General features: G+C 37.3%; 19 protein-coding genes and 1 pseudogene. All 20 read right to left on the reverse strand.

From position 1 onward, the window contains the following. Positions 1-217 (reverse strand): annotated as a pseudogene (locus tag WBS51_RS02580) (IS66 family insertion sequence element accessory protein TnpB); the annotation flags it as partial. A gap of 233 nt (positions 218-450) precedes the next feature. Next, positions 451-1,893, reverse strand: coding sequence for a GH25 family lysozyme (locus tag WBS51_RS02585; RefSeq protein ID WP_291682066.1), 1,443 nt, complete (start codon positions 1,891-1,893; stop codon positions 451-453). A 4-nt stretch (positions 1,894-1,897) separates the two neighbouring features. Beyond that, a complete protein-coding gene (locus WBS51_RS02590; protein ID WP_302702696.1) occupies positions 1,898-3,070 on the reverse strand; it encodes a pyridoxal phosphate-dependent aminotransferase in 1,173 nt (390 codons plus the stop codon). Then, entirely contained in the window at positions 3,060-4,970 is a 1,911-nt protein-coding gene (locus WBS51_RS02595; protein ID WP_294459097.1) for a glycosyltransferase family 39 protein, read from the reverse strand. The genes WBS51_RS02590 and WBS51_RS02595 overlap by 11 nt, the downstream gene beginning before the upstream one ends. After that, positions 4,954-5,907: a glycosyltransferase family 2 protein gene (locus WBS51_RS02600; RefSeq protein WP_294459099.1), complete on the reverse strand. Its 954-nt coding sequence runs from the start codon at positions 5,905-5,907 to the stop codon at positions 4,954-4,956. Before WBS51_RS02600 ends, WBS51_RS02595 begins: the two co-directional genes overlap by 17 nt. An 8-nt stretch (positions 5,908-5,915) precedes the next feature. Next, the gene (locus tag WBS51_RS02605) at positions 5,916-6,560 is read right to left on the reverse strand and encodes an RraA family protein (protein ID WP_291682054.1); all 645 of its coding nucleotides are present in this window, start codon (positions 6,558-6,560) and stop codon (positions 5,916-5,918) included. Positions 6,561-6,580: 20 nt separating this feature from the next. Next, positions 6,581-7,795 carry an ATP-grasp domain-containing protein gene (locus WBS51_RS02610; RefSeq protein ID WP_291682053.1) on the reverse strand — a complete coding sequence of 405 codons (1,215 nt, stop codon included), beginning with the start codon at positions 7,793-7,795 and terminating at the stop codon, positions 6,581-6,583. 9 nt (positions 7,796-7,804) lie between these two features. Continuing rightward, positions 7,805-8,467: an acetyltransferase gene (locus WBS51_RS02615; RefSeq protein WP_291682052.1), complete on the reverse strand. Its 663-nt coding sequence runs from the start codon at positions 8,465-8,467 to the stop codon at positions 7,805-7,807. A gap of 5 nt (positions 8,468-8,472) precedes the next feature. Next, a complete protein-coding gene (gene rffA, locus WBS51_RS02620) occupies positions 8,473-9,603 on the reverse strand; it encodes a dTDP-4-amino-4,6-dideoxygalactose transaminase (RefSeq protein ID WP_291682051.1) in 1,131 nt (376 codons plus the stop codon). Next, a complete protein-coding gene (locus WBS51_RS02625; protein ID WP_291682050.1) occupies positions 9,596-11,422 on the reverse strand; it encodes a hypothetical protein in 1,827 nt (608 codons plus the stop codon). Before WBS51_RS02625 ends, rffA begins: the two co-directional genes overlap by 8 nt. Before the next feature lie 12 nt (positions 11,423-11,434). After that, a complete protein-coding gene (locus WBS51_RS02630; RefSeq protein WP_294459103.1) occupies positions 11,435-12,892 on the reverse strand; it encodes a flippase in 1,458 nt (485 codons plus the stop codon). A gap of 2 nt (positions 12,893-12,894) precedes the next feature. Beyond that, a complete protein-coding gene (locus WBS51_RS02635) occupies positions 12,895-13,902 on the reverse strand; it encodes a glycosyltransferase family 2 protein (protein ID WP_291682047.1) in 1,008 nt (335 codons plus the stop codon). Positions 13,903-13,920: 18 nt separating this feature from the next. Continuing rightward, on the reverse strand, positions 13,921-14,922 hold the full coding sequence (locus WBS51_RS02640; protein WP_294459105.1) for a glycosyltransferase family 2 protein: 1,002 nt from the start codon (positions 14,920-14,922) through the stop codon (positions 13,921-13,923). Positions 14,923-14,933: 11 nt separating this feature from the next. Next, positions 14,934-16,040, reverse strand: coding sequence for a glycosyltransferase (locus tag WBS51_RS02645; RefSeq protein ID WP_173747197.1), 1,107 nt, complete (start codon positions 16,038-16,040; stop codon positions 14,934-14,936). Positions 16,041-16,061: 21 nt separating this feature from the next. Then, positions 16,062-17,489: an O-antigen ligase family protein gene (locus WBS51_RS02650; RefSeq protein WP_291682045.1), complete on the reverse strand. Its 1,428-nt coding sequence runs from the start codon at positions 17,487-17,489 to the stop codon at positions 16,062-16,064. A 24-nt stretch (positions 17,490-17,513) separates the two neighbouring features. After that, positions 17,514-18,611 (reverse strand): UDP-galactopyranose mutase, encoded by a 1,098-nt coding sequence (glf, locus tag WBS51_RS02655; RefSeq protein ID WP_173747195.1) that lies wholly within the window; start codon positions 18,609-18,611, stop codon positions 17,514-17,516. 49 nt (positions 18,612-18,660) lie between these two features. Then, positions 18,661-19,731, reverse strand: coding sequence for a glycosyltransferase family 2 protein (locus WBS51_RS02660; protein WP_291682042.1), 1,071 nt, complete (start codon positions 19,729-19,731; stop codon positions 18,661-18,663). Next, positions 19,724-20,947 carry a glycosyltransferase family 4 protein gene (locus WBS51_RS02665; protein WP_291682041.1) on the reverse strand — a complete coding sequence of 408 codons (1,224 nt, stop codon included), beginning with the start codon at positions 20,945-20,947 and terminating at the stop codon, positions 19,724-19,726. Before WBS51_RS02665 ends, WBS51_RS02660 begins: the two co-directional genes overlap by 8 nt. 13 nt (positions 20,948-20,960) lie before the next feature. Then, positions 20,961-21,659: a sugar transferase gene (locus tag WBS51_RS02670; RefSeq protein WP_173747192.1), complete on the reverse strand. Its 699-nt coding sequence runs from the start codon at positions 21,657-21,659 to the stop codon at positions 20,961-20,963. 2 nt (positions 21,660-21,661) lie between these two features. Further along, entirely contained in the window at positions 21,662-22,864 is a 1,203-nt protein-coding gene (locus WBS51_RS02675; RefSeq protein ID WP_173747191.1) for a DegT/DnrJ/EryC1/StrS family aminotransferase, read from the reverse strand. Positions 22,865-22,872: the final 8 nt, after the last annotated feature.

Raw genomic sequence — 22,872 nt, forward strand, 5'->3', positions numbered from 1 at the left:
AAGGAACTTCTACAAATGTTTGTGTCTGCTCCGCAGTTTCCAGGTAAGCCTCACGGACTTTTCGGAGTCTCCAGTAATAACTCGCTTTTGTAATGTCGTGCAGCTGACACCATTCATCGATCTTCATTCCTTGCGGACGGTTTTGACAGTCTCTGACCAGATCAGCCCATTCACTCAGACGGGTTTGCTGTGCAACTAAACTTGTGTGAAATTTCATGACTCACCTCCTGTGATAAAGTCTAAAAAGTTGAGTACTAAACTATTTGGACTTTGTAGTGATGAGTCTATTATCTCACATTGGATGATTTTGAACAGGTACTTGCTATTTTGCGTTTACATACTCTCATTTTATTAAGTGCTTACTTTCTTTCTACTTCTGACAAATGTTCATCTGCTTCTATCATTAATTCCATTTCTTTGGTAATAACTTGAAATTGGAAGGATATACTATTATAAGCCACGGCCATATGTATATCTAGGCGTACCGCCCACTACCATCGTGTTCCCACTTTTGTGATACGGGTAAACCCAATAGTAATTATACATTGTTTTTGATGCCTTTGTATCTATGAAGGATGTTGCATTACTCGTCATTCCAATATATTCATATTGTCCACCGGCTCTCCTTCCATAGACCAGATACCCCTCTGCGTCAAATTGTCGATTCCATGTAAGTTTTACTCCATCTAACACAGAAGATGCTTTCAAATTCTGTACTGCTGGTATAATTCCTTTCGCATATACATATTTTGCACATGCTCCCGGAAACATATTTCCTTTTGAATCCTCACAATAAGGAAATACCCAATAGTAATTATACTCTTCATCCAAGGCTTTAACATCTATAAATTCAGACTTTTTAGTCGTCATCCCACAATACCTATACTCGCCATATTTTTGTGCATATATTAAATATCCATCTGCCCCCTCTGAAGGGTTCCAACTAATTTTAACCTTATTTTTGCCATATGCGCTTGCTTTTAGATTTTGTACTGGTGATGGGATTACTAACTCTTCAGAACCAAAATACATATTTAAATCTACTTTTCCACTAATACCATCTACTACCCCAGCATCTGCACACTGCCAAATTTTATACTCACCATTATAAGTACATACACTATTATATTGTGCTACCCACTTTTCCATATTGTCAAACGTTGAATCTGTAAGATAATTTGTAAACCAATCGGTATTGGCATAGATTGCAGCATCATATCCTGCCGCCTCTATAATATCACAAAATGTTTTTGCAATCTCTGCAATTTTTTCTTTGCTGACATGATTTCGTATACTGTTTTCTTCTAAATCATAGTAAATAGGAAATTCCAAATCATACCCTTGAACAAGTCTTAAAACATGCTGTGCTTCACTTTTTGCCCGTTCTACACTATCAGCATACGAATAAAGATAAGTTCCGAATGGAATTCCCAATCGTGTACATTCATCAGCATTTCTTTTCCAATAATCATCGTCTTGGTTTGTCTGATTCATACCATATCCACACCTTATAATTGCAAAGTCAATATCTGTATTTTTTACTTTCTCCCAATCAATGCTTCCCTGCCATTCACTTACATCAATACCTTTTGCTGTTGCTCCCTTAATGATCTCGCCACGATTATTGATATAGTGCCCATCAACCTTACTCCATGCCTGAAAAGCCCCCCATGTCTGAGAAGGTTCATCAAAATAAATTCTTTCCCCATCTTGATAACGCCAACTGTTACTATGTCCCTCTAAAATAGCTGCTTCATCAGATTCACTGTCAACATTTTCTTCATTTTTTTCTATTGATTTCTCAGATGCCTGCACTTGAGAAACCGAACTAATATTTAATAAACTAACAAGAACAATACAAATACTTTTTTGTATTAACCGTTTCTTTTTCATATGTCTAAACTTCTCCTATCTTTTTGATTACTGTCCTCAATATTTCCATATCACTTGCAAAAGAAAAACGAACACATGGATATTGCTGTTCTCCATAAGATAGTCCATCTACACCGATAATTCCATATTTATCCAATAATCTTTCACATACTTTTTTTGAATTTTTTTCACTTTTAAATCGTACCCATGCATAAAAAGCCCCTTCTGGCTTTCTACATTCTATTCCTTCTACTTTATTTAATTCTTCTACAAAATAGTTTCTTCTGTATTCATATATTGTTCTCATTTTTTCAATTTCTTCATCACAATGGAATACTTCTATGGCTGCATTTTGTATGAAAGGACTAAGTCCGGTTATGGTATGAACATATAGTTTATACATAACTTTCGTTATTTCTGCACTTGCCACTGTATACCCTATTCTCCATCCAGTCATAGCCGCACACTTGGAAAATCCATTAACGGTCACCACTCGATCTGCTATATTTGAATAAGAAGCCAAACTAATATTCTTCTTACCATCATATATGATTTTCTCATAAATTTCATCAGAAACAATATGCAAATTATATTTTTCCGTAACATCCCTCAGCAATTCTGCCTCCTCTTTTGATAGAACTCTACCTGTAGGATTGTTTGGATAATTTACTACAATTACTTTTGTTTTTTCTGTAATATAGGGAATAATATTTTCTTCTTTTATCTTATAATTATCATCGTATTGCAAATGACTTATAATTGGCTTTCCTCCACATGCTCTTATTATTGGACAATAAGAAACCCAAGAGGGAGCAAAAACAATTGCCTCGTCTCCTACGTTCATTAGAGAGGCAATCGCCATATAAATACCATACTTCCCTCCTGGAGTCACAATAACATTCTCAGGCGTACACATAATATTATTTTCATTTCTAAGTTTTTCCGCAATGCGCTCTCTCAAAGAAAAAATCCCCTGACCGACAGCATAGTGAGTCTCTCCTTGATTTAAAGACTGTATTGCTTTATTAATTATTCTATCAGGAGTATCAAAGTCTGGCTCACCGCCAGCCAGACTTATTACCTCTTTTCCCTCTTTACGCATTTTCTCAGCTTTCAGCATTAATTCCACAGACGATGAACCTTCTAATCCACTGATAAACTTATTATACATTTCCTGTTCCTCTTTACTATTCTTCAAACATATAACTTCTAATATCTTTCATATCTGTTTTTGCAATTCCCGGTGCTGCCATAACTACATAATAATCATTCGCATATTCTACAGAATATTCTCTATCTTCTAAATACTGTGCAAATAATTCCTTTTTTCCAGCATACTGATTCGACAATTCACTAGAAAGCAAAGTTTCATAATTCCAATCTTCAAATCCATAATAATTATTTGTTCTGCAATAGACAACTATCGGCGGGATTTCAGACTTCTCTTCTGCATTAGATAAATCCTGTCCCAATTTCTCATTGCTATAGTTAGGATTACTTACCCATGGCTGCACATAGGACTCCATATCTGTTAATGAATACAGGAGAATAGCCCCCCCAAAAACCATTAATTTTTCTTTTTCATCTTTTTCTCTGCTTTGTAAATCAGAAACCACTTCTAATGTTCCATTTACCGCATCTGCTTCTCGCTGTGTTGTTTTCATAAATTTCAATTTATCACTATTAATCGTATATTGCAGTGAACTTCTATCAGTACTGTCAAAATTCATAGTAGAATATATCATGTCAAAGAACTTATATCCACTACATACACATAAAACTAGAATTGTCAACATCACTGCACTGCGTTTTGTAACAATTCCAATTCGAGAAGTTATATCATTTAGAGACTGGATTGATGTTCTTTTCAACAACGCACAAATAGAAGATACCGACAACGGCGCTATAATCCAAAATGCTAATATTACATGTTTAGTTCCTGTATTAGACCCTGCAATTGTCAACAATGGTAAAATCACTGCACATATTCCTATTAAAGCAATTTTGACATTTCCATTTTTCGTATACAAATGATAAAAAATAGTAAAAAATGTAATCACATATAGTAATCCTATAAAGAAAGACGGACCTGTTGTCATCTGCGGCCAATTAGGAACTTCATTGACATCATACGCATAAATTAACTGATATACTGCAATTCCCACTATCACAATTCCAAATAAAATATTAAAGATTTTTCTTTTTATTTCTACTTTTTGAGTGGCAAATATTATACTAATGCCCAAAAATAATACAATCCCTGCAGCCAGAAAAATAAATCCAGATGCGATTGCATCTAAATTTCCAAACAAAAATGTAGACCAAAGATTATTCATGCTATATCCGCCATCTGATGCTGAAGCTAGACCTGATAATCTGAATATATTTCCAATAAAATACTTCATTTGTCCAGAAACTGTAAGAACTATTCCCATAAAAAAACCCATTCCTAACGTTCCTGTTAAAAATGCTCCTATATGTTTAAAAAGATATTTTACCTCTTTATTCTCATACATATACCAAAAGATATACAGGAAACATGTTATTACAGCTGTAACACTTCCCATCCTAGAGCATACAACCAAAGTAAAAAATATTCCTGCAAATACACTAAATATTTTCTTATCTCTAATAATGGCTTTATACTGAAATGATAAAATTAAAACCAAAAATAAAACATTATATTGATGGTAATTAAAAATATTGAGATATGTATCAGACGCCAAAACAGCAATTAAAATTCCAAACAATGTCTCCAACTCACCAAGATCTTGTCCAAAGGTCTTGTAAATGACTGCTGCCATGACAATCTCAATGAAAACTTCTAATAAATTTAGGCCCCATATTCCTAATCCCGGAAATACATTTAGCCACATCCACCCTGTTACACTAGTAAAATAAGAAGTAAAACCAATCAATTCCGGGTTACTAAAAATGTTTTCATAATTAAACATATGAATTCCTGTATCTCCTAAATCAATCCCGTAAAAACTGGTCATAAAAGGATAAAATCCAATACAAAACATTAAAAAGATTTTAACAATTTTTTTATATTTGTCACAATCGGTTTTTCTCATTTTTTCAGCTATTTTTCTCATATTCCTCCTCTTTTCCAACAATACTCTCAATAACGTATTGCGGTTTTTTATTTATACACATATAAATTCTTCCAATATATTCTCCTATGATTCCCAAAACACCTAAAATAAGTCCGCCGATAATTAATTGCACTGCTATCTGAGATGTATAACCAACTTGTATAGTAGGTATCATTAACTTTCTCACTAAAGCTATAATTGCAACAAAAAAGCCAATAATAGAGCTTCCAAATCCCAAAGCACTTCCTATTCTCAATGGCTTTACTGAAAAAGCTGTAAATCCATTAAGCCATAACTTCACCAATTTTTGAAAGGTATAACCGCTATTTCCTTCTCGTCTCTCTCTTTGGCTGATTTCTATATTTGCAATTTTGCTTGTAGTCCTTAATAATAGTCCCGCTATATACGGATATGCATTTTGATATTTTATCACTTCTTTCACAACAAATTTTTTTGCCATAAAAAAGGATGATAATCTGAGACTTTTGGGTTTATCTATCATATGATACATCATAAATTCATTTAATTCTGTACCTAAACGCCTAATACGAGACTTCTGTGTTGTTTCTTTATATTTGGCACAAACAACATCGTATCCTTCTTGTATTTTATCATAAAAATCCCAAACCATACCAACTGGCGTTTGTCCATCATCATCCGATGTCATAATGTATTTTCCTTTTGCCATACGAAATCCTGCCAGAAGACCACTGGGTTGTCCAAAATTTTTTGAAAAATTTATTCCCACAATTCTTGAATCAGCCGCAACAAGTTTCTCTATTAACTGTTTTGTATTATCTTTTGAATTATCGTTGACTAATATAATTTCATATTCAAAAGAAGGCCTTTTTTTCATTGCCTCTCTAATCTCATCAACTACAAATTGTAAATTTTTTTCTGAACAATAACATGGTATCACAAAAGATATATCCATCATATTTTCTCCTAATCATTTAAATATTTTTTCAAACAAACTATATCATATGTGTCCCATTTTCTGCGGTCTAAACATTCAAACCAAGTATCTTCCTGTTTCTCTATATTATCTAGTTTTCCCAAAAATTCAACAGTATGCTGTTCTTTTGGTATAATTACAACCCCTGTATCATCACATACTGCAATACTGCCATCATATTTTTCTTTATGTTGCTTATAAATTTCTTCGTCCAAAGGTTCTTCTATTTTTTTATTAAAGCATCCTACTGGAGTAAATCCGTTACACCATACAGGATAATTTTGCTTAATTAAATCGTTTGCATCTCTCAATGGCGCATTTGATATAACTGCCACTGCTTCTTTATATAAAAGCATAAATTTTGAAACCAATTCTCCAATTGTTGCTCTATTTTTACAATTAAACGCCTCTATTAATACAACATCTCCCGGCTGTACTTCTCGCGCCTGTTCATGAATGCTCCAATTGGACTCATTATAAGCATATATCCATTTTACGTTTCCAACCGCAAAATGTCCTCTATTAACAATGTGTGCCCCCTCAAATAAACCTGCTTTTCCCAAGCAGTCTGCTACCTCTGTAGTTGAAATACGATTTTTTCTAATTTTATCGATAATCTCCTTTTTTATATCCATATCCTGCTCCTCCTTATGATTTATTTAAATGAAACTTTAAACATTTCTTGAACCTGTTTTATCAAGTTTTCTACTTGTCCTCTATTTTCTGCACAGATAATATAAAAGCCCACTCTCGAACGATCATCCTGAGCACGTTCAATAATGTCTCCTTCTGAAAAATCCACATCAAAGGCGACCACTTCTGGAATAGCTCGAATCTCATGTATTCCCTCAATTCTTTCAATCTGCTTTCCGTTTGATTCTATATCTAAAAAGGCCAGTACTGCACAACGTTTTTTGCACTCATTTTTTACTTCAAGTTCTGCCTCTTCTGCAACGTCTTCATTTCCTAATGCAGTTTCAATTAAAAATTTATAATTATCTACTCCTGAAACATACGGCACAATATCTGAAGAAATACGTGTTCCACCGCCTCTTGCCGCCATTTCTATCAAATAAAATTCACCATCTTCAAATTTATATTCCGCATGTGTCAAAGCATTTTTCAAACCTGTTCTATCAATAATTTCATTATTTGTACTTCTGAGATAAGTATAATCAAATTTATCGTTCTCATATGAAAAAAACAATTTTGATGCAATGTTCGGATTATATGTAAAATGAGATTTTTCAGAAATCGCTAAACTATGATGACATCCATTTAAAACAATCCCATCTATTGTAAATTCTGTCCCTTTTATATATCGTTCTACCAAAACATATTTTCCTTTGTTTGTATAACCCTCAGCAACAGGATACCACTTTCTCATTTCCGCTTCTGTTGCTACGGTAAACACCCCTCTGCTTGATTGAGAATCCAAAGGCTTTATAATCACTGTTTTGCCCAATTCTTCAAGAAACGTGACAGCCTGCTCTACATTTTCACACAGGCAATACTCCGGAAATTTAAATCCATTTTTTCTACAAAACTCTCTCATTTTATATTTATCCGTAAAAAGTTCTGCCATTTCACTGCCTATACCACTACAGCCCACTTTTTCTGCTACATATGCCACGGTTGGAACTGCTATATCACTTTCATCTGTCAAAACAGCATCTACCTGGTATTGTTTTGCGAACTCTAGATTACCTTTTTTATCAAGAACATTCATGACTCCTCTAATATCTGCATATTCAAATCCAGCAGAATCTTCATATAAGTTTGTATTTGCAACTTGATACCCTAATTCTTTTGCTCGCTTAATCAAGGGGACCTGCCATGTTCCTCCCGCAATCACCATAATTGTCTTCATTTCGTTCTCCTATCTAAAAAATTCTTTACTGTTTTTATTTGATAAACATATCGTTCTTGCAGGTACATATACTCTATTTTTTTCTGTCGAGTTGTTTATATAACTCCCTGCACCTATTAAGGTATAATCTTCTAAAATATTCCCACCTCTGACAGCACTCTGAATTCCTAAAAAGCAATTATTTTTTACGATTGTCTTCCCGGCTATTACTGAAGAAGGTGAAAAATAATTGAAATCACCCACTGTAGATTCATGCGATAATTGACAACCATTCCAGATAATATTTCCCGAACCTATTTTCGTTCCATAGGCAAGTACAACATTTTCCAGTATGATATTTCCATCTCCCATTTGTAAACATTCCAGTCTTGCAGAAGGGTGTATTATATTTACTAATTCGTACCCTTTTCTTTTTATCTGGTAGTATATTTCTTTTCTTATATCATTCATAGCTCTATATCCTATTGCCAAAATGAAAGAGTACTCTTCTGGTTGATATTTTCTACTAATTGATTCAAATTCTACAACAGGAAGTCCATCTCTTTTTCTTTCTGTTATATATCTCCTATTCATAGTATACGCATCTACAACTATATCCATATATTTCTCAGCATAAAACCGAAGCATACTACCAAAATCATTTGCCCCAAATACTACACAACGTTTTTTCATCTTCTTCAACCTTTATAAAATTTTCTAACCTGCTCTGCCACAAATAAAATATCAGATTCTCTCAATTTATAATATAACGGAAGTCTTAGCAGCTTTTCACTTTCTGCTGTGGTATATTTGTCTTCCCCAAAAAAAGTACCATATTTTTTCCCTGCCGGTGCCGAATGAAGTGGTATGTAGTGAAAAACTGCATTAATTCCGGCTTGTTTCAAAAATTCTATTAACTTCTGTCTTTCCTCCAAGCTTTGAGTTTTAATATAAAACATATGAGCATTATGTGAACATTCTTCCGGAATCACAGGTAGCTTTATATATTCTTTCTCCTCTAATTCTTTTAATGATTCATAATACAGAGTCCAACTTCTCATTCTATCTTCAAATATTTTGTCTGCCACCTCTAACTGAGCCCATAAATATGCTGCATTCAATTCACTTGGAAGATAAGAAGAGCCTGCATCCATCCATGTATACTTATCTATTTGCCCTCTAAAAAATTTACTTCTATTTGTACCTTTCTCCCTTATAATTTCTGCACGTTCAATATCCTTCTCGTTTTTAATTAAAAGGGCACCGCCCTCTCCCATACTGTAATTCTTGGTTTCATGAAAGCTATAGCAGCCATAGTCACCAATAGTTCCCAAGGGTCTTCCCTTATAAAAGGAGTTAACTCCCTGTGCTGCATCCTCTATCACAAATAAGTTGTATCTTCTTGCCATATCACAAATTTCATCCATCTTACAGGAAACCCCTGCGTAATGAACCGGCACAATAGCTTTTGTTTTTTCTGTAATAGCGTCTTCAATCAGTCTTTCATCAATATTCATTGTCTCCGGTCTGATATCTACGAATACAGCCTTTGCTCCTCTTAACACAAAAGCATCCGCTGTAGATACAAACGTATAAGAAGGCATAATTACCTCGTCACCTGGCTGGATATCGCATAAAATTGCTGCCATTTCTGTAGCATGGGTACACGAGGTTGTCAATAAAGCTTTGGACGTTCCTGTTGTTTCTTCCAGCCATTTAGAACATTTCTTTGTGAAATTTCCATCCCCACAAATTTTTCTATTCTGTATAACCTGTTCAATATAATCTATTTCTTTCCCCACCACTGGCGGCACATTAAAATTAATCATTGCTTTCTCCTTCTTTTTCGTTTGTTTTTATTTTCCAGATTTGATAACCAGCAACCTCTTTGTATAATTCTGCCTCTGCCTCAGAATAATAGTGCTCCTGTATAAATTTCACCTTATTATTCAATGTTCTCGTATCTGTATCTACCAGATATACTCTGTCTTCCACAAGTGCTTTTAAAGGCTGTGATATCCCATATGCCTCCATACACGCTCTTTCCTCTGGAAAATTTGTCATAACACTTGCAAAATACAGGGCATTTCGCAAATATCCCTTCTCCAGTGTCTGAAATGGATTCCATTCATAATACAGTGTCTGCATAGTAGTCTGAAAATCTAAAAAATAGAAATTGTCTCTATTATCTTCTATCTCTTTTATTAATCCATTTTCCGGCTTACCTTTATTTACATTTTTTCTATATTTTCTAGCATCATAATTCCATGACTCAAAAAAAACATTGTCAATATAAGATTTTCTATTTTCGCTAACCACATCCTGATAACTACGATCAGGCAAATATAACGGTATTTGCAACATCAGACAAACTGCATTAAGTATAACACATATTCTACTAATTTCAACAAAATTGCTTTGATTTTCTTTGTATTTTTCTTTCCAAAAATAAAGAATACTCAAAAATACTCCTGCCAGTACAGCATATTCTACTCTGTATACAACTCTTTCTCTTATAAAGAAATAAAGCATATACACAAAACCTACTAATGACAAAAGAAATCCCGTCCAACAATATTTTCTCTGAAATATACACATAAGTACAAATAGAAATGCTGTAGCCAGAAATATTGGATATCCTGTAATTCCTCTTGTCTGCATATTTTCCAGTATCATTTCCTTAGAAATTTCTACATTTTTGTTATAGTTTTCTATAATATCAGCAGTCTTTTGCATAATCTCAAGCGTAAACACTTCATTATCTGCAAAATTCCATGTTCTCATAAGGTAATAATCATTTTCTGAAACTCCAATTTTCTTCAGTTCTTCTCCGTATGCCTCATACCCATAATCCGCGGAATCTACAATTCGTCCTCTTGCTTCTCCATATTCTCTAAAAAATCTATATTCTTCATTTTGATTATAAATATAATCATCAAATTTATCCATTCCAAATGCTACTACAATGACTAAAATTCCGGGAATCATAATCCACAGTATTCTCTTCTTGAAAGTTTCTTCTTTTCTCTCTTTTTGAAACAACCTTACAAACTCTACTATTAAAATAAATAGCAGAAACCCTCCTGCTATATAAATCACATAAAATCTTATTAGCGTTCCGGCCAGGCATATCAACGCAGAACCCCACTTTAACTTCCAGGATTTATTCTCAAACAAGGCCCAAACAAATACAATCCCACCTCCCATAACGGCCAACATTGCTGTCTTTGTAAATTGCACCAAAATATAAGCGTCATCTGCAAAGAAGGTTAACAGAATTGCAATCAATAATAGCGCTATAGGACGCTCCATTTCTTTTAGCAGCATATAAGATACTAAAATTAATGATATATTTATTAACACCAATTGAAAAATCAAATACCAACTAATTCCTGGAAAAGCATAATAGAAAGGTAACATAATATATCCCCATAAAATATTTATAAATATCATATGCGGATTCGGTGCATCTCCGTATGCCCCAGACATAATGGACGCCATTAAAAAGTCATCCGACACTTCGTATTTTATATCACAAAACAATAGAATTGTTAAAAAAAACACTATATTTATAGTCAATGCCAGTACCTTATCTGATTTCCATTCTTTATTGTTATAAAACTTTTTTATTTCTTTTGTCCTTTCCACAATACCTCACTCCTACTTACCTTTTCTCTTCAAAATGGTTACTCCCATTTTTACCATTTCTACTGTTATTTGTTCTCTCTGTACTAATAATATCACCCCATATAGTCCAAAAAAGAGCACTGCTGTTATAACCAATTCCCCAAAAGTCGAAAAAGCAATCGTATGTTTCATTAGTAGCATGACTACACTGGCTACTAATGCTGCCACCAGATTTTCTCGAACACTGATTTCTTTTACAATTTGCCCCAGCATCTTTTTCAAATACATACACTGGACCGCTAGTACAACAAATTCTGCCAGTAGAGTCGCAAAAGCTGCTCCTGTCGCGCCATACTTTCCAATCAAAAAAAGATTCAACACAAAGTCCAGCAATGCTCCCCATATTATGGAATACAATACTTTTTTCTCTTCTCCTTGAGGTGTAAGAATCTGTATTCCTGTAATATTGGACAGCCCGATAAAAAGTACAGCTGGCATTAATATCTGCATAGGAAGAACCGATGCTCCATAGCTTTCACCTGCCAGAAGTTGTATAGCTTCTGGCGCCATAAAGGTAAAATACACAGACACTGAAATCCCAATTATCATCACAAAATTAAAGGCTTTTACTACCATTCTCTGAAATGCCCCTTTATCTTTCTTTTCTATATAGTAAGAAAGTCTGGGGAGCAGTACTGTTCCGAGAGAAGTAATCAGACTTACCAACAGTGTTTTCACTTTAATAGCAGCAGTATAGTAGCCCACCTCTCTGCTCCCCTTCATAAAACCAATCATAACAATATCCATATTTGTGTATACGCTAATGGCCGCTGATGTAGCAAAAAAGATAAGAATAGGCTTTAAGTGTTTTTTAAATTCATACGGTGCTATTTTACGAAAGCTCACATATTTATGGAGATTTATAAAATTCAAAAGATATGATGCGCTTCCTGCAAAAACTGTAATTGCCCCATACTTTACATAGTCATTCGGATTCTTGATCCACAGAAACATCATCACAATAGAAATAATCTTAAACGCAATAGAACATGTAGTAATATATGTATATTGTTCCATTGCATTATAAAACCAAGTTACACCTACAACATTCAAAACCATACTGACACTGTTAATAAGTAGAAGTGTTTTCTCTCCCGCAAAATCTGGAACCAAAAACAACAGTATCAAAAAAACGAAATATGTCAGTACCATCGTTCCACCATTTAAAAGCATTAACTCCTGTACTGTTTTTGACAGAGCTTCTTTATCATCACGCACTTTTGCGCAGGTGCGAATTCCATATGTAGGAATCCCCAGCGATGCAAACATGGAAAAATAGGTAATCACAGAGGCAGAAAAATCTACACGACCAATACCTTCCGGTTGTAAAACACGAAGTACATAAGGTGCCGTAATCAACGGAAAAATAATAGAAGAAACCGTCAAAATTGCATTCATGATAAAATTAAATTTAATGGAATGTGTCTTCATACCTAATCTTCTCCTATATGATTTCGTTTCTTGCACATTCTGGCAATCCACGCATAGCATTTAAAGTTCATTTTCCGAAATAACCGAAGTGTCCCGCTCTCTTCCCCTGAACGGCGGTAAATCTCCGGACTTTTTTCTTTCAGTTCTCTGTCAAATGCACGGAACTTCTGTCGTATCTCTCTGTCCTTTTCCGGAAAACTCATGAAAACAGTGATTTGGTCTCCCACCATCTGGGCAATCCGCTTTCCAATATAATCAATTTTACCTTCTGTTCCGGTCTTTGCATATTCCTGGAAAAAATCTGTCAGATGCAAGATAACATCAATATGATTCTGCATATGTTTCTGATATCCCTGAAGACTGACACTCTGGGTCATCACGGCCAGCCTGTACATGTAAACAAACAAGTCCAGAAACTGTACGGTTTCTACATAAGGAATGGGATACAACACATATTCCACGTCCACATAAAAGCAGTGCTCATCCAGACGAATCTGATTTTCTTTTAAAATACTGGTCTGTATCACAAGGGCATGCATGGCAATCTGCTTTCTTTTTCCGGCCTCTTCAAAAGACCAGATTTCTTTTTCTTTCAGAACTTTATAATCTACCGGTGTTTTCTCCCCGGTCACATCATTGACTTCATAATAATTTGTAACCACATACTGAGCCGTGCAATTTTTTAAAGCTTTTACCAGTTTGACGAAATCTTCTGTGTCAACCCAGTCATCTCCATCTACCACTTTAAAATAAGTCCCTTTGGCCTCCTGAATTCCACGGTTTATAGTAGAACCATGCCCTCCGTTTTCCTTTGAAATCACCCGGAACGTCTGGGGATATTGCCTTTCATACACCTTTCCAATCTCTGCCGTCCTGTCTTTGGAACCATCATCTACAATTAAGACTTCGACTTCCTCCAGGATTTCCGGGCTTAGAAAGGAATCCAATGTCTGTTTCAAATATTTTTCCACATTATACGAGGGAATGGTAATTGTCAGCACCTTCTGCATACTTCTTCTCCTTATTCTCTACTGCCTCAAACTATCGCTTTTTTTTCGCAGACCGGACAGTATATTCATTATGCCATACAAATGCCGTTTCATCAGAAACAACAAAATCTTATCTTTTTTTGACAATGTTTTTATATAGGGATTCTGCAAAAATCCTGGATATTTCTCTTCCACATAAATCCGAAACTTTTTCAGCCATATACTCTTACTGTTTTCCAGAATAATCTCTTTAGACGGAACAAAATATCCATGTTCAAAAAACATGTATTCCAGCTCCTTTTGAAATTCTCCCGCCCTTTCCTTCTGACTGAAATAATCACGCAGAAACTCCAGCACCCATGTCCGGTCTTCGTAACTGCGTTCAAAATTGCTGCTGTGCATAATAGAACCTTTTCTCAACATATAATAGTAAAAAGGTTCATCACCCACATATCCTATTCTCTCTGCCTGCAGTAAAAATCTCGGTGTGGTTGCCAGGTCTTCATAATGCCGTCCTTTCGGATAGCGAATACCAGATTTGTCCCAAAATTTTTTACGGTACAGGCAACAGCATGCAGAAGGAGATTTCAGCAAAACCTCAGGATTTGTCCTGGCAGAAAAAACCTTATTTTCCGGCATTCCGTAGTGATACAAATCTCTTCTCCCGGTTTCCTCTTCAATGGATTCAAAGTCAAAAAATACCATATCGGCCTGAAGCTTGTCTGCACAGGCAACTGTCTTTTCCACCAGATGCGGTACTACACTGTCATCTCCGTCTATAAAAAACAAATATTCTCCTTTTGCCTGCCTGGCTCCATAATTTCTGGCATCACTGAGCCCGCCATTTTCTTTATGGAACACCTGGATTCTCTTATCGGCACAGGCATATTCCTCGCAGATTTCTCCGCTTTTATCCGTTCCTCCGTCATCTACCAGAAGAATTTCTATGTTTTTTTCGGTCTGTGCCTGAAGACTTTCAACACACCCCCGAATATACCTTTCAATATTATACACCGGTACAATAATACTGGCTTTTTTCATGCTCTGACTCCTTATTTTTCCAGCAGTCTTTGCTGCTGTTTTTTCAATGTTTCCAGACTATAGGCTTCCTTTTTTCCAATCCAGGAAATATGTTCCCTGTCTGTTTCTCTATGTTTTAAAATAAAATCTGCCCAGACCTCCGGCTTCTCTTTCAGTGGTAAAAACCAGCAGTTCTCCGTAATCTTCACTTCCGTTGTAATAGTATCACTCATCAGGCTGGGAAGTCCCGTACACTGGGCCTCTACTCCCACAGTAGGAAGTCCTTCAAAATATGACGGAAGCAGAAAAAAATCCATGGCCTGGAAGAGTCTGTCCGGGTCTTTTCGAAAGCCGAGAAGCCGAACACTGTCTTCCAGTCCTTTTTCTTTTATCCTCTTTTCTACGGTCTCAAACCGCTCTCCTCTTCCCAATAAAAGCAGCACTGCTTCCGGACATTTCCTTTTCAGTTCTTCAAAAATATCTATTAAAAAGTAATGGTTTTTCTGGTAAACGAAGTTTCCCACATGTCCCACCACAAACTTGTTTTCTAAATTCAGTTCTTTTCTTACATCGTCTCTAACCGCAGACGAATATGTAAATTTCTTTAAATCTACGGCATTAAATATCATCTGAAATCTGTCTGATTTTACTATCTTTTCAGGAAACATCCACAGTCCCGCTTTTTCAGAACAGCCGTAATACTCTGTAGCTGCCCTGTACAAAGACAATCTGCAGAACTTATGGATGCTGTCAAAAATCATCCTTTTCACAGGATTCTCACAATCATTTCCACTGGTATGACTGTGAATGAAAATCCTGGGAACCTTTTTTTTCTTTGCTGCCCAGGCAGCAATGCAGTCAATGGCCGTGGAAATATTGAGATACACAATATCGTAGGATTCTGCTTCCAATATTCTGCATACTTCCCGGTATTGTCCTACCGGGTGTTTTAAATTGGGAATTGCAAAAATGCGGGAATGATACTTTTGCAGGAAGGTTTCCAATTCCGGAGAAACCTCATTCGTCAGAAAATCAATTCTGATGTTCTCTGTATGAACATTCTCTAAAAAATTCAGGAGATATTTGTCAATGCCTCCTCCGTATCCGTCCATGATAAATCCTGCCAGTATCTTTTTCATCTTTTGTTTCCGCCTTTTCTTTTATTTTGTACTCTGCATGTACTGCATCAGATATCCCAAGAATGTCCACAGCACAAATGCTGCCGGGGAGTTTGTATAGAGCCCTTCCATTAGAAATCCCATAGCCACAGCCACTACCAGAATGCAGGCAGAAAGTATTCCTATGTAATTCCGATCCGAATCTTCTGTTTTAAGAATATTTTTTCCCCACCGGCAAAATACCAGAATGCCAAATGCCAGAAAAATTCCAATCCCCAACAGGCCTTGATAAACCATAATATTTAAGTATTCATTATGCAGGCTCACATACTCCCCCTGGGAATTATGTACCGCATAAGTATCCGGAAGCTTCTCCCTCACATATGGAAGAAAGGAATTATACCCGGTTCCCACCACTGGGCTGGTCTGCCAGATTTCCAGTCCGCTTTTCCAAAGAGCAATCCTGCCGTTTGTCACGTCCTTTTCCAAATCAGCAGCCCGCTCCGTCTGTTGTGTCTGTTGTGTCTGTTGTGTCTGTTGTGTCTTTTGCGTATTCTGTGCCTGTGTGTTCTGTTTTTGTGTATTCTGCTGTTTTTGCGCATCCATAATTTTTATCTCAGCTTCTATTTTTTCACTATATCCTGTTTTCACATGGGAACCGCCTCCTATAAAAACAACGGCAGCAAAAACAACCATCAAAACACGAAGGGCAAATGTTTTCTTCGCCCACTTGCCTGTAACACCTGCAAAAATCAGCCAGAAAACACTTGCCAGGGCAAGAGCCAATTCTGCAGTCCGGGAATCTGCAAAAAGAATATATCCATAATTCACTGCAAGAATAAGTACATAGGGTATCTTTTTCCAGCTTTTTTTCGTCATGCAATGATACAGACACAGCAAAACCGCAAGGGTACTGAGCACACCGCCATAATTGGGGTCTGTATAGACTCCCCAGAGCCTTCCCCAATAAAATCCCGCTAACATCAGTTCATTCCCTGAAGTAAACCACTTTGCGTGGTACAATGTCTGCATCAAATACAGACTTACAGCCGCGGCTCCCCCACTGTAAAGCAGAAGTACATGGGAGAAGAAATGAAATTCTTTTTTATAGGAAGACTTCTCTCGCTTTGTATCACACATATAGAGCAGAAAGAATAAAAATCCTGTCCATATCATCCACTTCATGTCCGCTATTCCTGCACCATACTTCCAATTCACCAAAATACTAATGCCAAAGCTGGCACAAAACAACACCAATACTACCAAATAGGGTGTCTTCACATAATCTTTCCAGTAAATCATTCTCCCTAAAAGCGCCAACGCTCCCAATATCAGACATCCCTTCACCAACAGGGGCTGCACCGGCGAATCATACAGAAAGGCATTAAAAGTCACAAGTCCCAGCAGCAGATACGCCAGCTTAAATGCCCATTCCAGATACTTTACATACTCCTTTTTCACTAACTTCATCAACAATCCCCTTATTTCTCTGCTTTACAGTTCTTTTTCCACTAACTGAAATGCGGACTCAATGACCTTGTCCATATCGTAATACTTATACTCTGCCAGTCTGCCGCCAAACAGAACCTTATCTTCTTTATCTGCCAGTTTTTTATATTTCTGGTACAGACTCTGATTTCTCTCATCATTAATGGGATAGTAAGGTTCCATGCCTTCCTGCCAGTCCGACGGATATTCTCTGGTAATGACAGTCTTTGGCTGTGTGCCGAATTCAAAGTGCTTATGCTCAATGATTCTGGTATAGGGAGTTTCGCGGTCTGTATAGTTTACCACAGCCACACCCTGATAATTTTCTTTATCCAAAGTTTCTGTTTCAAACTTCAGACTTCTGTATTCCAGCTTTCCGAAGCAATAATCATAGTAAGAATCAATGGTTCCTGTATACAGAAGCTTTTCGCCCAGAGCATTGTATTTTTCCCGATTTTCATTGTAATCCACACCGGTTTCCATATCACAGCCTTCAAACAGCTTGTCTATCAGCACATTGTAGCCGCCGATAGGAATTCCCTGATACAGATCATTAAAATAATTATTATCATAGGTATATCTTACAGGAAGTCTCTTAATAATGAAAGACGGTAAATCTTTACAATCGCGGCCCCATTGTTTTTCGGTATAGCCCTTGATGAGTTTTTTGTAAATATCCTCTCCAACTAAACTGATGGCCTGCTCTTCCAGATTCTTAGGTTCTCCCTTTACGCTGGCTTTCTGTTTTTCAATAATCGCTTTTGCCTCTTCCGGGGTGCTGATATTCCACATTTTACTGAAGGTGTTCATATTAAAGGGCATATTATACATCTCGCCGTGGAAATTAGCCACCGGAGAATTGGTATAGCGGTTAAACTCCACCAGAGAATTCACAAACTGCCATACTTTTTTATTGCTGGTATGGAAAATGTGGGCGCCGTATTTGTGGACATGAATGTCTTCTACATCTTCACAGTAAAGATTTCCTCCTATGGTATCACGCTTTTCCACTACCAGGCATTTCTTGCCTGCCTTTGTGGCATGATAAGCAAAAACTCCGGAAAACAATCCGCTTCCTACTAAGACATAATCATATTTTTTCATATTCTTTTTCCTCGCTTTGTAAAATTTTCACTTTGCTTTTCCTTATCTGTTACCGGTTGGATTTCACCTTGGAATACACCGTGGGAAGTCCGCTCCGCACTATATGTACAATTCTTGCCAGAGCTGTACACAAAAACACGGATTTCTGTTTCATACAGACAAGGGCTATTTTTAATGCCTTACTGTCTCTGGCTTTTGCCCTGAGCACCAGGCTTTCAAAAAGGGAATCCGAAAAAACTTCCCGGCAGAACTGCGCCCTGTCTTTGTGTTTCATTCCGGCTCTCCTGTCGCAGTTTCGCTCTAAGGCGGAGAGTATATATCTTCCGTACAGGCTGCCCAGAATGGCACAGGTTTCCTCTGTATCGGTTTGCCAGAAACGCTGCTGGTCATACAGCATGGCTATTCGCCTTCTATGGAGAGGGTAATAGTCCGGTACAAATTTCGTCGTCAAACTTCCTTCCATGCGCTTTGCATAATGATACGGCGCAATATCCAGGATATTCATGGCCTGGATATGCATACAAAACTGAATATTAAAAACAATATCTTCGATAAGCCGTACCGTTTCATACTGCAGCCTTTCTTTTTGTATGTGCTCCAGGCTGTAAAACTTGTTCCAGGCATATCCGTATATAGTTTCCTGTTCCAGATAGATAATGTGTTCTCTCATCTTCTGCTGACTGGAAAAAAACTGCCTTCTCGGCCGAATCTCATGGGTATAATTCAGCTTTCCATCCCGGTCATAATATTCTTCTTTATGCCCGATAATGGTCAGCTCGGCCGGATTTTCCTGCAGTGCTTTGTACACTTCTTCCAGCACAGTCGCTTCTACATAATCATCCGGATCCATAAACCAGATATACTGCCCTTTCGCATGGCTCATTCCTGTATTTCTGGCAGGGCTTAAACCACGGTTTTTCTCATGATGAAACACCTGGATCCTCTCGTCGTTTTTTGCCAGTTTCTCTGCAATTTCTCCTGTTTTATCCGGAGATCCGTCCTCCACAATCAACAGTTCCCAGTCCGAAAATGTCTGTGCAACAATACTTTTCACTGCTTTTTCCAGATATTTTTCTACTCCGTAAGCAGGCATCACCACAGTAAAAAATGGTCTATTCATTTTCTGTCAGCTCCTCAATCAATTCAATAATCTTCTTATAAGACTGGGGTCTGTCAAACTGTTCCTCTGCAATTGTCCTCGCCTTTTTCCCCATTTCTGTTCTTCCTGCCTCGTCTTCATACAGCTTTTCAATGGCATCTGCCAAAACGTTGACATCCTCCGGCATAATATTGATACCAAATCCGTCATGCTCGACCTTGTTTCTGAATTCCGGACTCATACAGGTATTAATCATTGGTTTTCCCGCTGCCAGATAATCCCCGATTTTCGTCACAATACTCTGGGGCGCTTTCTTCACGAACGAATTCACCAGAATATCGGATTTTGCCAGATAGGCCGTCATTTTCGGGTAAGGTGCGTAACCTACAAATTCTACGTTACTGCAATTCTGCTCTTTTGCCAGGGTTTCTAGTTCTTCTTTTAAAGGCCCCCCGCCCAGAATTTTAATTTTTATCCGTGTTCTGCCCCGCTTCAAAAGTTCTTTGCCTGCCAGCACCATAGTACGGATATCATAGCTGGTTCCGATGGTTCCGGCATAGGAAACCCAAAACTCCCTCTCTTCTTTTGGTATCTGCGGGCTGTAAACTTCTACCCCTGCATCGAACTCTGCAATTTCATTTCCCACATAGACGGTTTTTTTCGGCACATCCAGTTTCTGGTGTTTCAACGGTCTGTCCCGGTATTCATCTGAAGTCCCAATAATCCCTGATACCAGAGCATATACCTTTTCCGCGTCCCTCAAAAGAGGATAAAAGAGGACATCGCTGATAACCGGTACATCCAGTACCATCCGCATGGCCTCCGGCCACAAGTCATTGACATCAGGAACAAAGGGAATCCCCTTCTCTTTGGCATATTCTGCTGCTGCAAGTGCCACATCATTGGGAGGGATTTCACAATAAATCAAATCATAATCCCCTTCTTTTTCCAGAAGCTGCCGTAGATTTTTTGCAGCGATACGATGGCTTCTGATTCTACGCAGATCAATATTCTTCTTATATCCCGGCTCATAAATAAATTTTAAATTAAATTTATAGTTTTCTTTTTTAATCTCATCAAGATTCCTCTGGGCTTTCTCCCAATGTTGAAAGGTTGTAGTGATTAAATCCACCTGATATCCCGCATCAGACAGAAATTCTCCAATATACCGAAAACGGCTGTATCCTTTTTCGTTGTCAAGTTTCACACCCATGGAAATTACTGCTATCTTTTTCATATTCATCTCCTGTCTATCTCAGCACCGCAAGGGCCGTGTCTATCATAACCTTAAAATCGCCCCATATGCTAAATTCTATCAAATACTGCAAGTTATATTTCATTTTCTCTGGTAAAACATATTCCACATAGATTTCATCTGTACTTTTGTCTGTTGTCTGGCTATATTTGTCTAAGATTTCATCTTCATCTTTATAGGCAATACTGGTTCTGGATGTAATTCCGGCCGGAAGTAAAAGCGTTGCCATCATCTCCGGCGAATAGCTGTCTACATATTTCTGTACTTCCGGTCTTGTCCCTACAAAGCTCATATCTCCCGTGAGTACATTAAATAACTGCGGAAGTTCATCCAGACGACATTTGCGAAGTTTATTCCCCATTCTGGTAATTCTGGAATCCTGTCCGGTAGTCACCAGCGGCCCCTTCTTGTCCGCATCTGCCACCATAGTCCGAAATTTAAAAATACGGTACTTTTTTCCATACTGAGTCACTCTTTCCTGACGATAAAAAACCGGTCCTTTGCTGTCCAGTTTAATGCATACTGCCAGTATGAGCATTACCGGTAACAAAAGAACGGTCAAAATAAATGACAGAACCACGTCCAAAAAACGTTTGGCCACAAGTGCCCCACGCTTTTTGGAAAGGTACCTATAATATTTTTTTACTTCTTCCTGTTTCATTTTCTGCGGAAGTGCATCCCAACTTTTTAACATGCTTACAGTTCCTTTACTATTTTTCTGTAGGTTTCAATGATAAAATCTACCTGCTCATCTGTCAGACAAGTATGAAGCGGCAGCGTAATTTCATTTTCAAACATATGATACGCATTAGGGAAATCCTGAATGTCAAATCCCAGGTTTTTATATGCCGTCATCATAGGAAGTGGTTTATAATGCACATTTGTAGCAATCTCCGCCTCTGCCATTTTCACAATGACATCATTGCACACTTCTCTGCTTTTTCCAACTAGACGTGTGAGATACAAATGCCCACTGGAAGTATGCTTATCACTATAATGTTTCAAAACTTCAATATTCAAGTCTTGAAATGCATAATCATATCTTCTGATAATCTCCCGTCTTCTCTTTAAAATATCAGGATATCTTTTTAATTGTATCAGGCCAATAGATGCCATAATATCTGTCATGTTACATTTATAATACGGACCGGCAATGTCATATTCCCAATTTCCTAATTGTGTTTTAGCCAAGGCGTCTTTATTCTGTCCATGAAGTGAATAGAGCATATATTGATTATAAATATCTTCATTATCGATACCTGGAATGGTACGCCATACAGCTGCTCCGCCTTCTGCTGTTGTAAGATTTTTAACTGCATGGAAAGAAAAACTGGTAAAGTCTGCAATTTCTCCTGCCATTTTTCCCTCTCTGGAAGCACCAAAGGCATGTGCGCCATCAGCAAGAATGGCAATCCTTCCCATCGCTTCCTGTATCTCATTGTTCGCATGAAAAAGAGATTTCTTTTCCTCTGCAATCTGAAATAATTCCCGGTAGTGCGGATAAATAATACCAGCCAAATCTACTGCTATTACTGCCTTTGTTTTTTCTGATACTGCTTCTCTTACTTTTTCCGGATTCATATCAAAAGTGCCCGGAACTGTATCTACCAGAACAGGTATTGCCCCTACATGGCAGATAACACTGCAGGATGCTGTATAGGTATATGCACTGGTGATAACCTCATCTCCCGGTCCAACTCCTAGAATACGAAGGCTCAATTCCAGACTTGCTGTAGCAGAGTTAAGGCATGCTGCTTTTGCAGTATGACAATATGCTGCAATTTCATTTTCAAATCTTTTTGTTTTCGGTCCTGTAGTAATCCAACCGCTTCGCAAAGTATCTGCAACTTCAGCAATCTCTTCTTCTGTGATGTCTGGTGGTGAAAATGGTACTTTCATAATTGTAT

It is taken from the genome of Blautia acetica, assembly GCF_038739805.1.
Classification (GTDB): domain Bacteria; phylum Bacillota; class Clostridia; order Lachnospirales; family Lachnospiraceae; genus Blautia.

Coding starts and splice junctions, on each gene's coding strand:
- WBS51_RS02585 (WP_291682066.1), bottom strand. CDS start 1,893: ATGAAAAAGAAACGGTTAATACAAAAAAGTATTTGTATTGTTCTTGTT.
- WBS51_RS02595 (WP_294459097.1), bottom strand. CDS start 4,970: ATGAGAAAAATAGCTGAAAAAATGAGAAAAACCGATTGTGACAAATAT.
- WBS51_RS02600 (WP_294459099.1), bottom strand. CDS start 5,907: ATGATGGATATATCTTTTGTGATACCATGTTATTGTTCAGAAAAAAAT.
- WBS51_RS02605 (WP_291682054.1), bottom strand. CDS start 6,560: ATGGATATAAAAAAGGAGATTATCGATAAAATTAGAAAAAATCGTATT.
- WBS51_RS02610 (WP_291682053.1), bottom strand. CDS start 7,795: ATGAAGACAATTATGGTGATTGCGGGAGGAACATGGCAGGTCCCCTTG.
- WBS51_RS02615 (WP_291682052.1), bottom strand. CDS start 8,467: ATGAAAAAACGTTGTGTAGTATTTGGGGCAAATGATTTTGGTAGTATG.
- rffA (WP_291682051.1), bottom strand. CDS start 9,603: ATGATTAATTTTAATGTGCCGCCAGTGGTGGGGAAAGAAATAGATTAT.
- WBS51_RS02630 (WP_294459103.1), bottom strand. CDS start 12,892: ATGAAGACACATTCCATTAAATTTAATTTTATCATGAATGCAATTTTG.
- WBS51_RS02635 (WP_291682047.1), bottom strand. CDS start 13,902: ATGCAGAAGGTGCTGACAATTACCATTCCCTCGTATAATGTGGAAAAA.
- WBS51_RS02640 (WP_294459105.1), bottom strand. CDS start 14,922: ATGAAAAAAGCCAGTATTATTGTACCGGTGTATAATATTGAAAGGTAT.
- WBS51_RS02645 (WP_173747197.1), bottom strand. CDS start 16,040: ATGAAAAAGATACTGGCAGGATTTATCATGGACGGATACGGAGGAGGC.
- WBS51_RS02650 (WP_291682045.1), bottom strand. CDS start 17,489: ATGAAGTTAGTGAAAAAGGAGTATGTAAAGTATCTGGAATGGGCATTT.
- glf (WP_173747195.1), bottom strand. CDS start 18,611: ATGAAAAAATATGATTATGTCTTAGTAGGAAGCGGATTGTTTTCCGGA.
- WBS51_RS02660 (WP_291682042.1), bottom strand. CDS start 19,731: ATGAATAGACCATTTTTTACTGTGGTGATGCCTGCTTACGGAGTAGAA.
- WBS51_RS02665 (WP_291682041.1), bottom strand. CDS start 20,947: ATGAAAAAGATAGCAGTAATTTCCATGGGTGTGAAACTTGACAACGAA.
- WBS51_RS02670 (WP_173747192.1), bottom strand. CDS start 21,659: ATGTTAAAAAGTTGGGATGCACTTCCGCAGAAAATGAAACAGGAAGAA.
- WBS51_RS02675 (WP_173747191.1), bottom strand. CDS start 22,864: ATGAAAGTACCATTTTCACCACCAGACATCACAGAAGAAGAGATTGCT.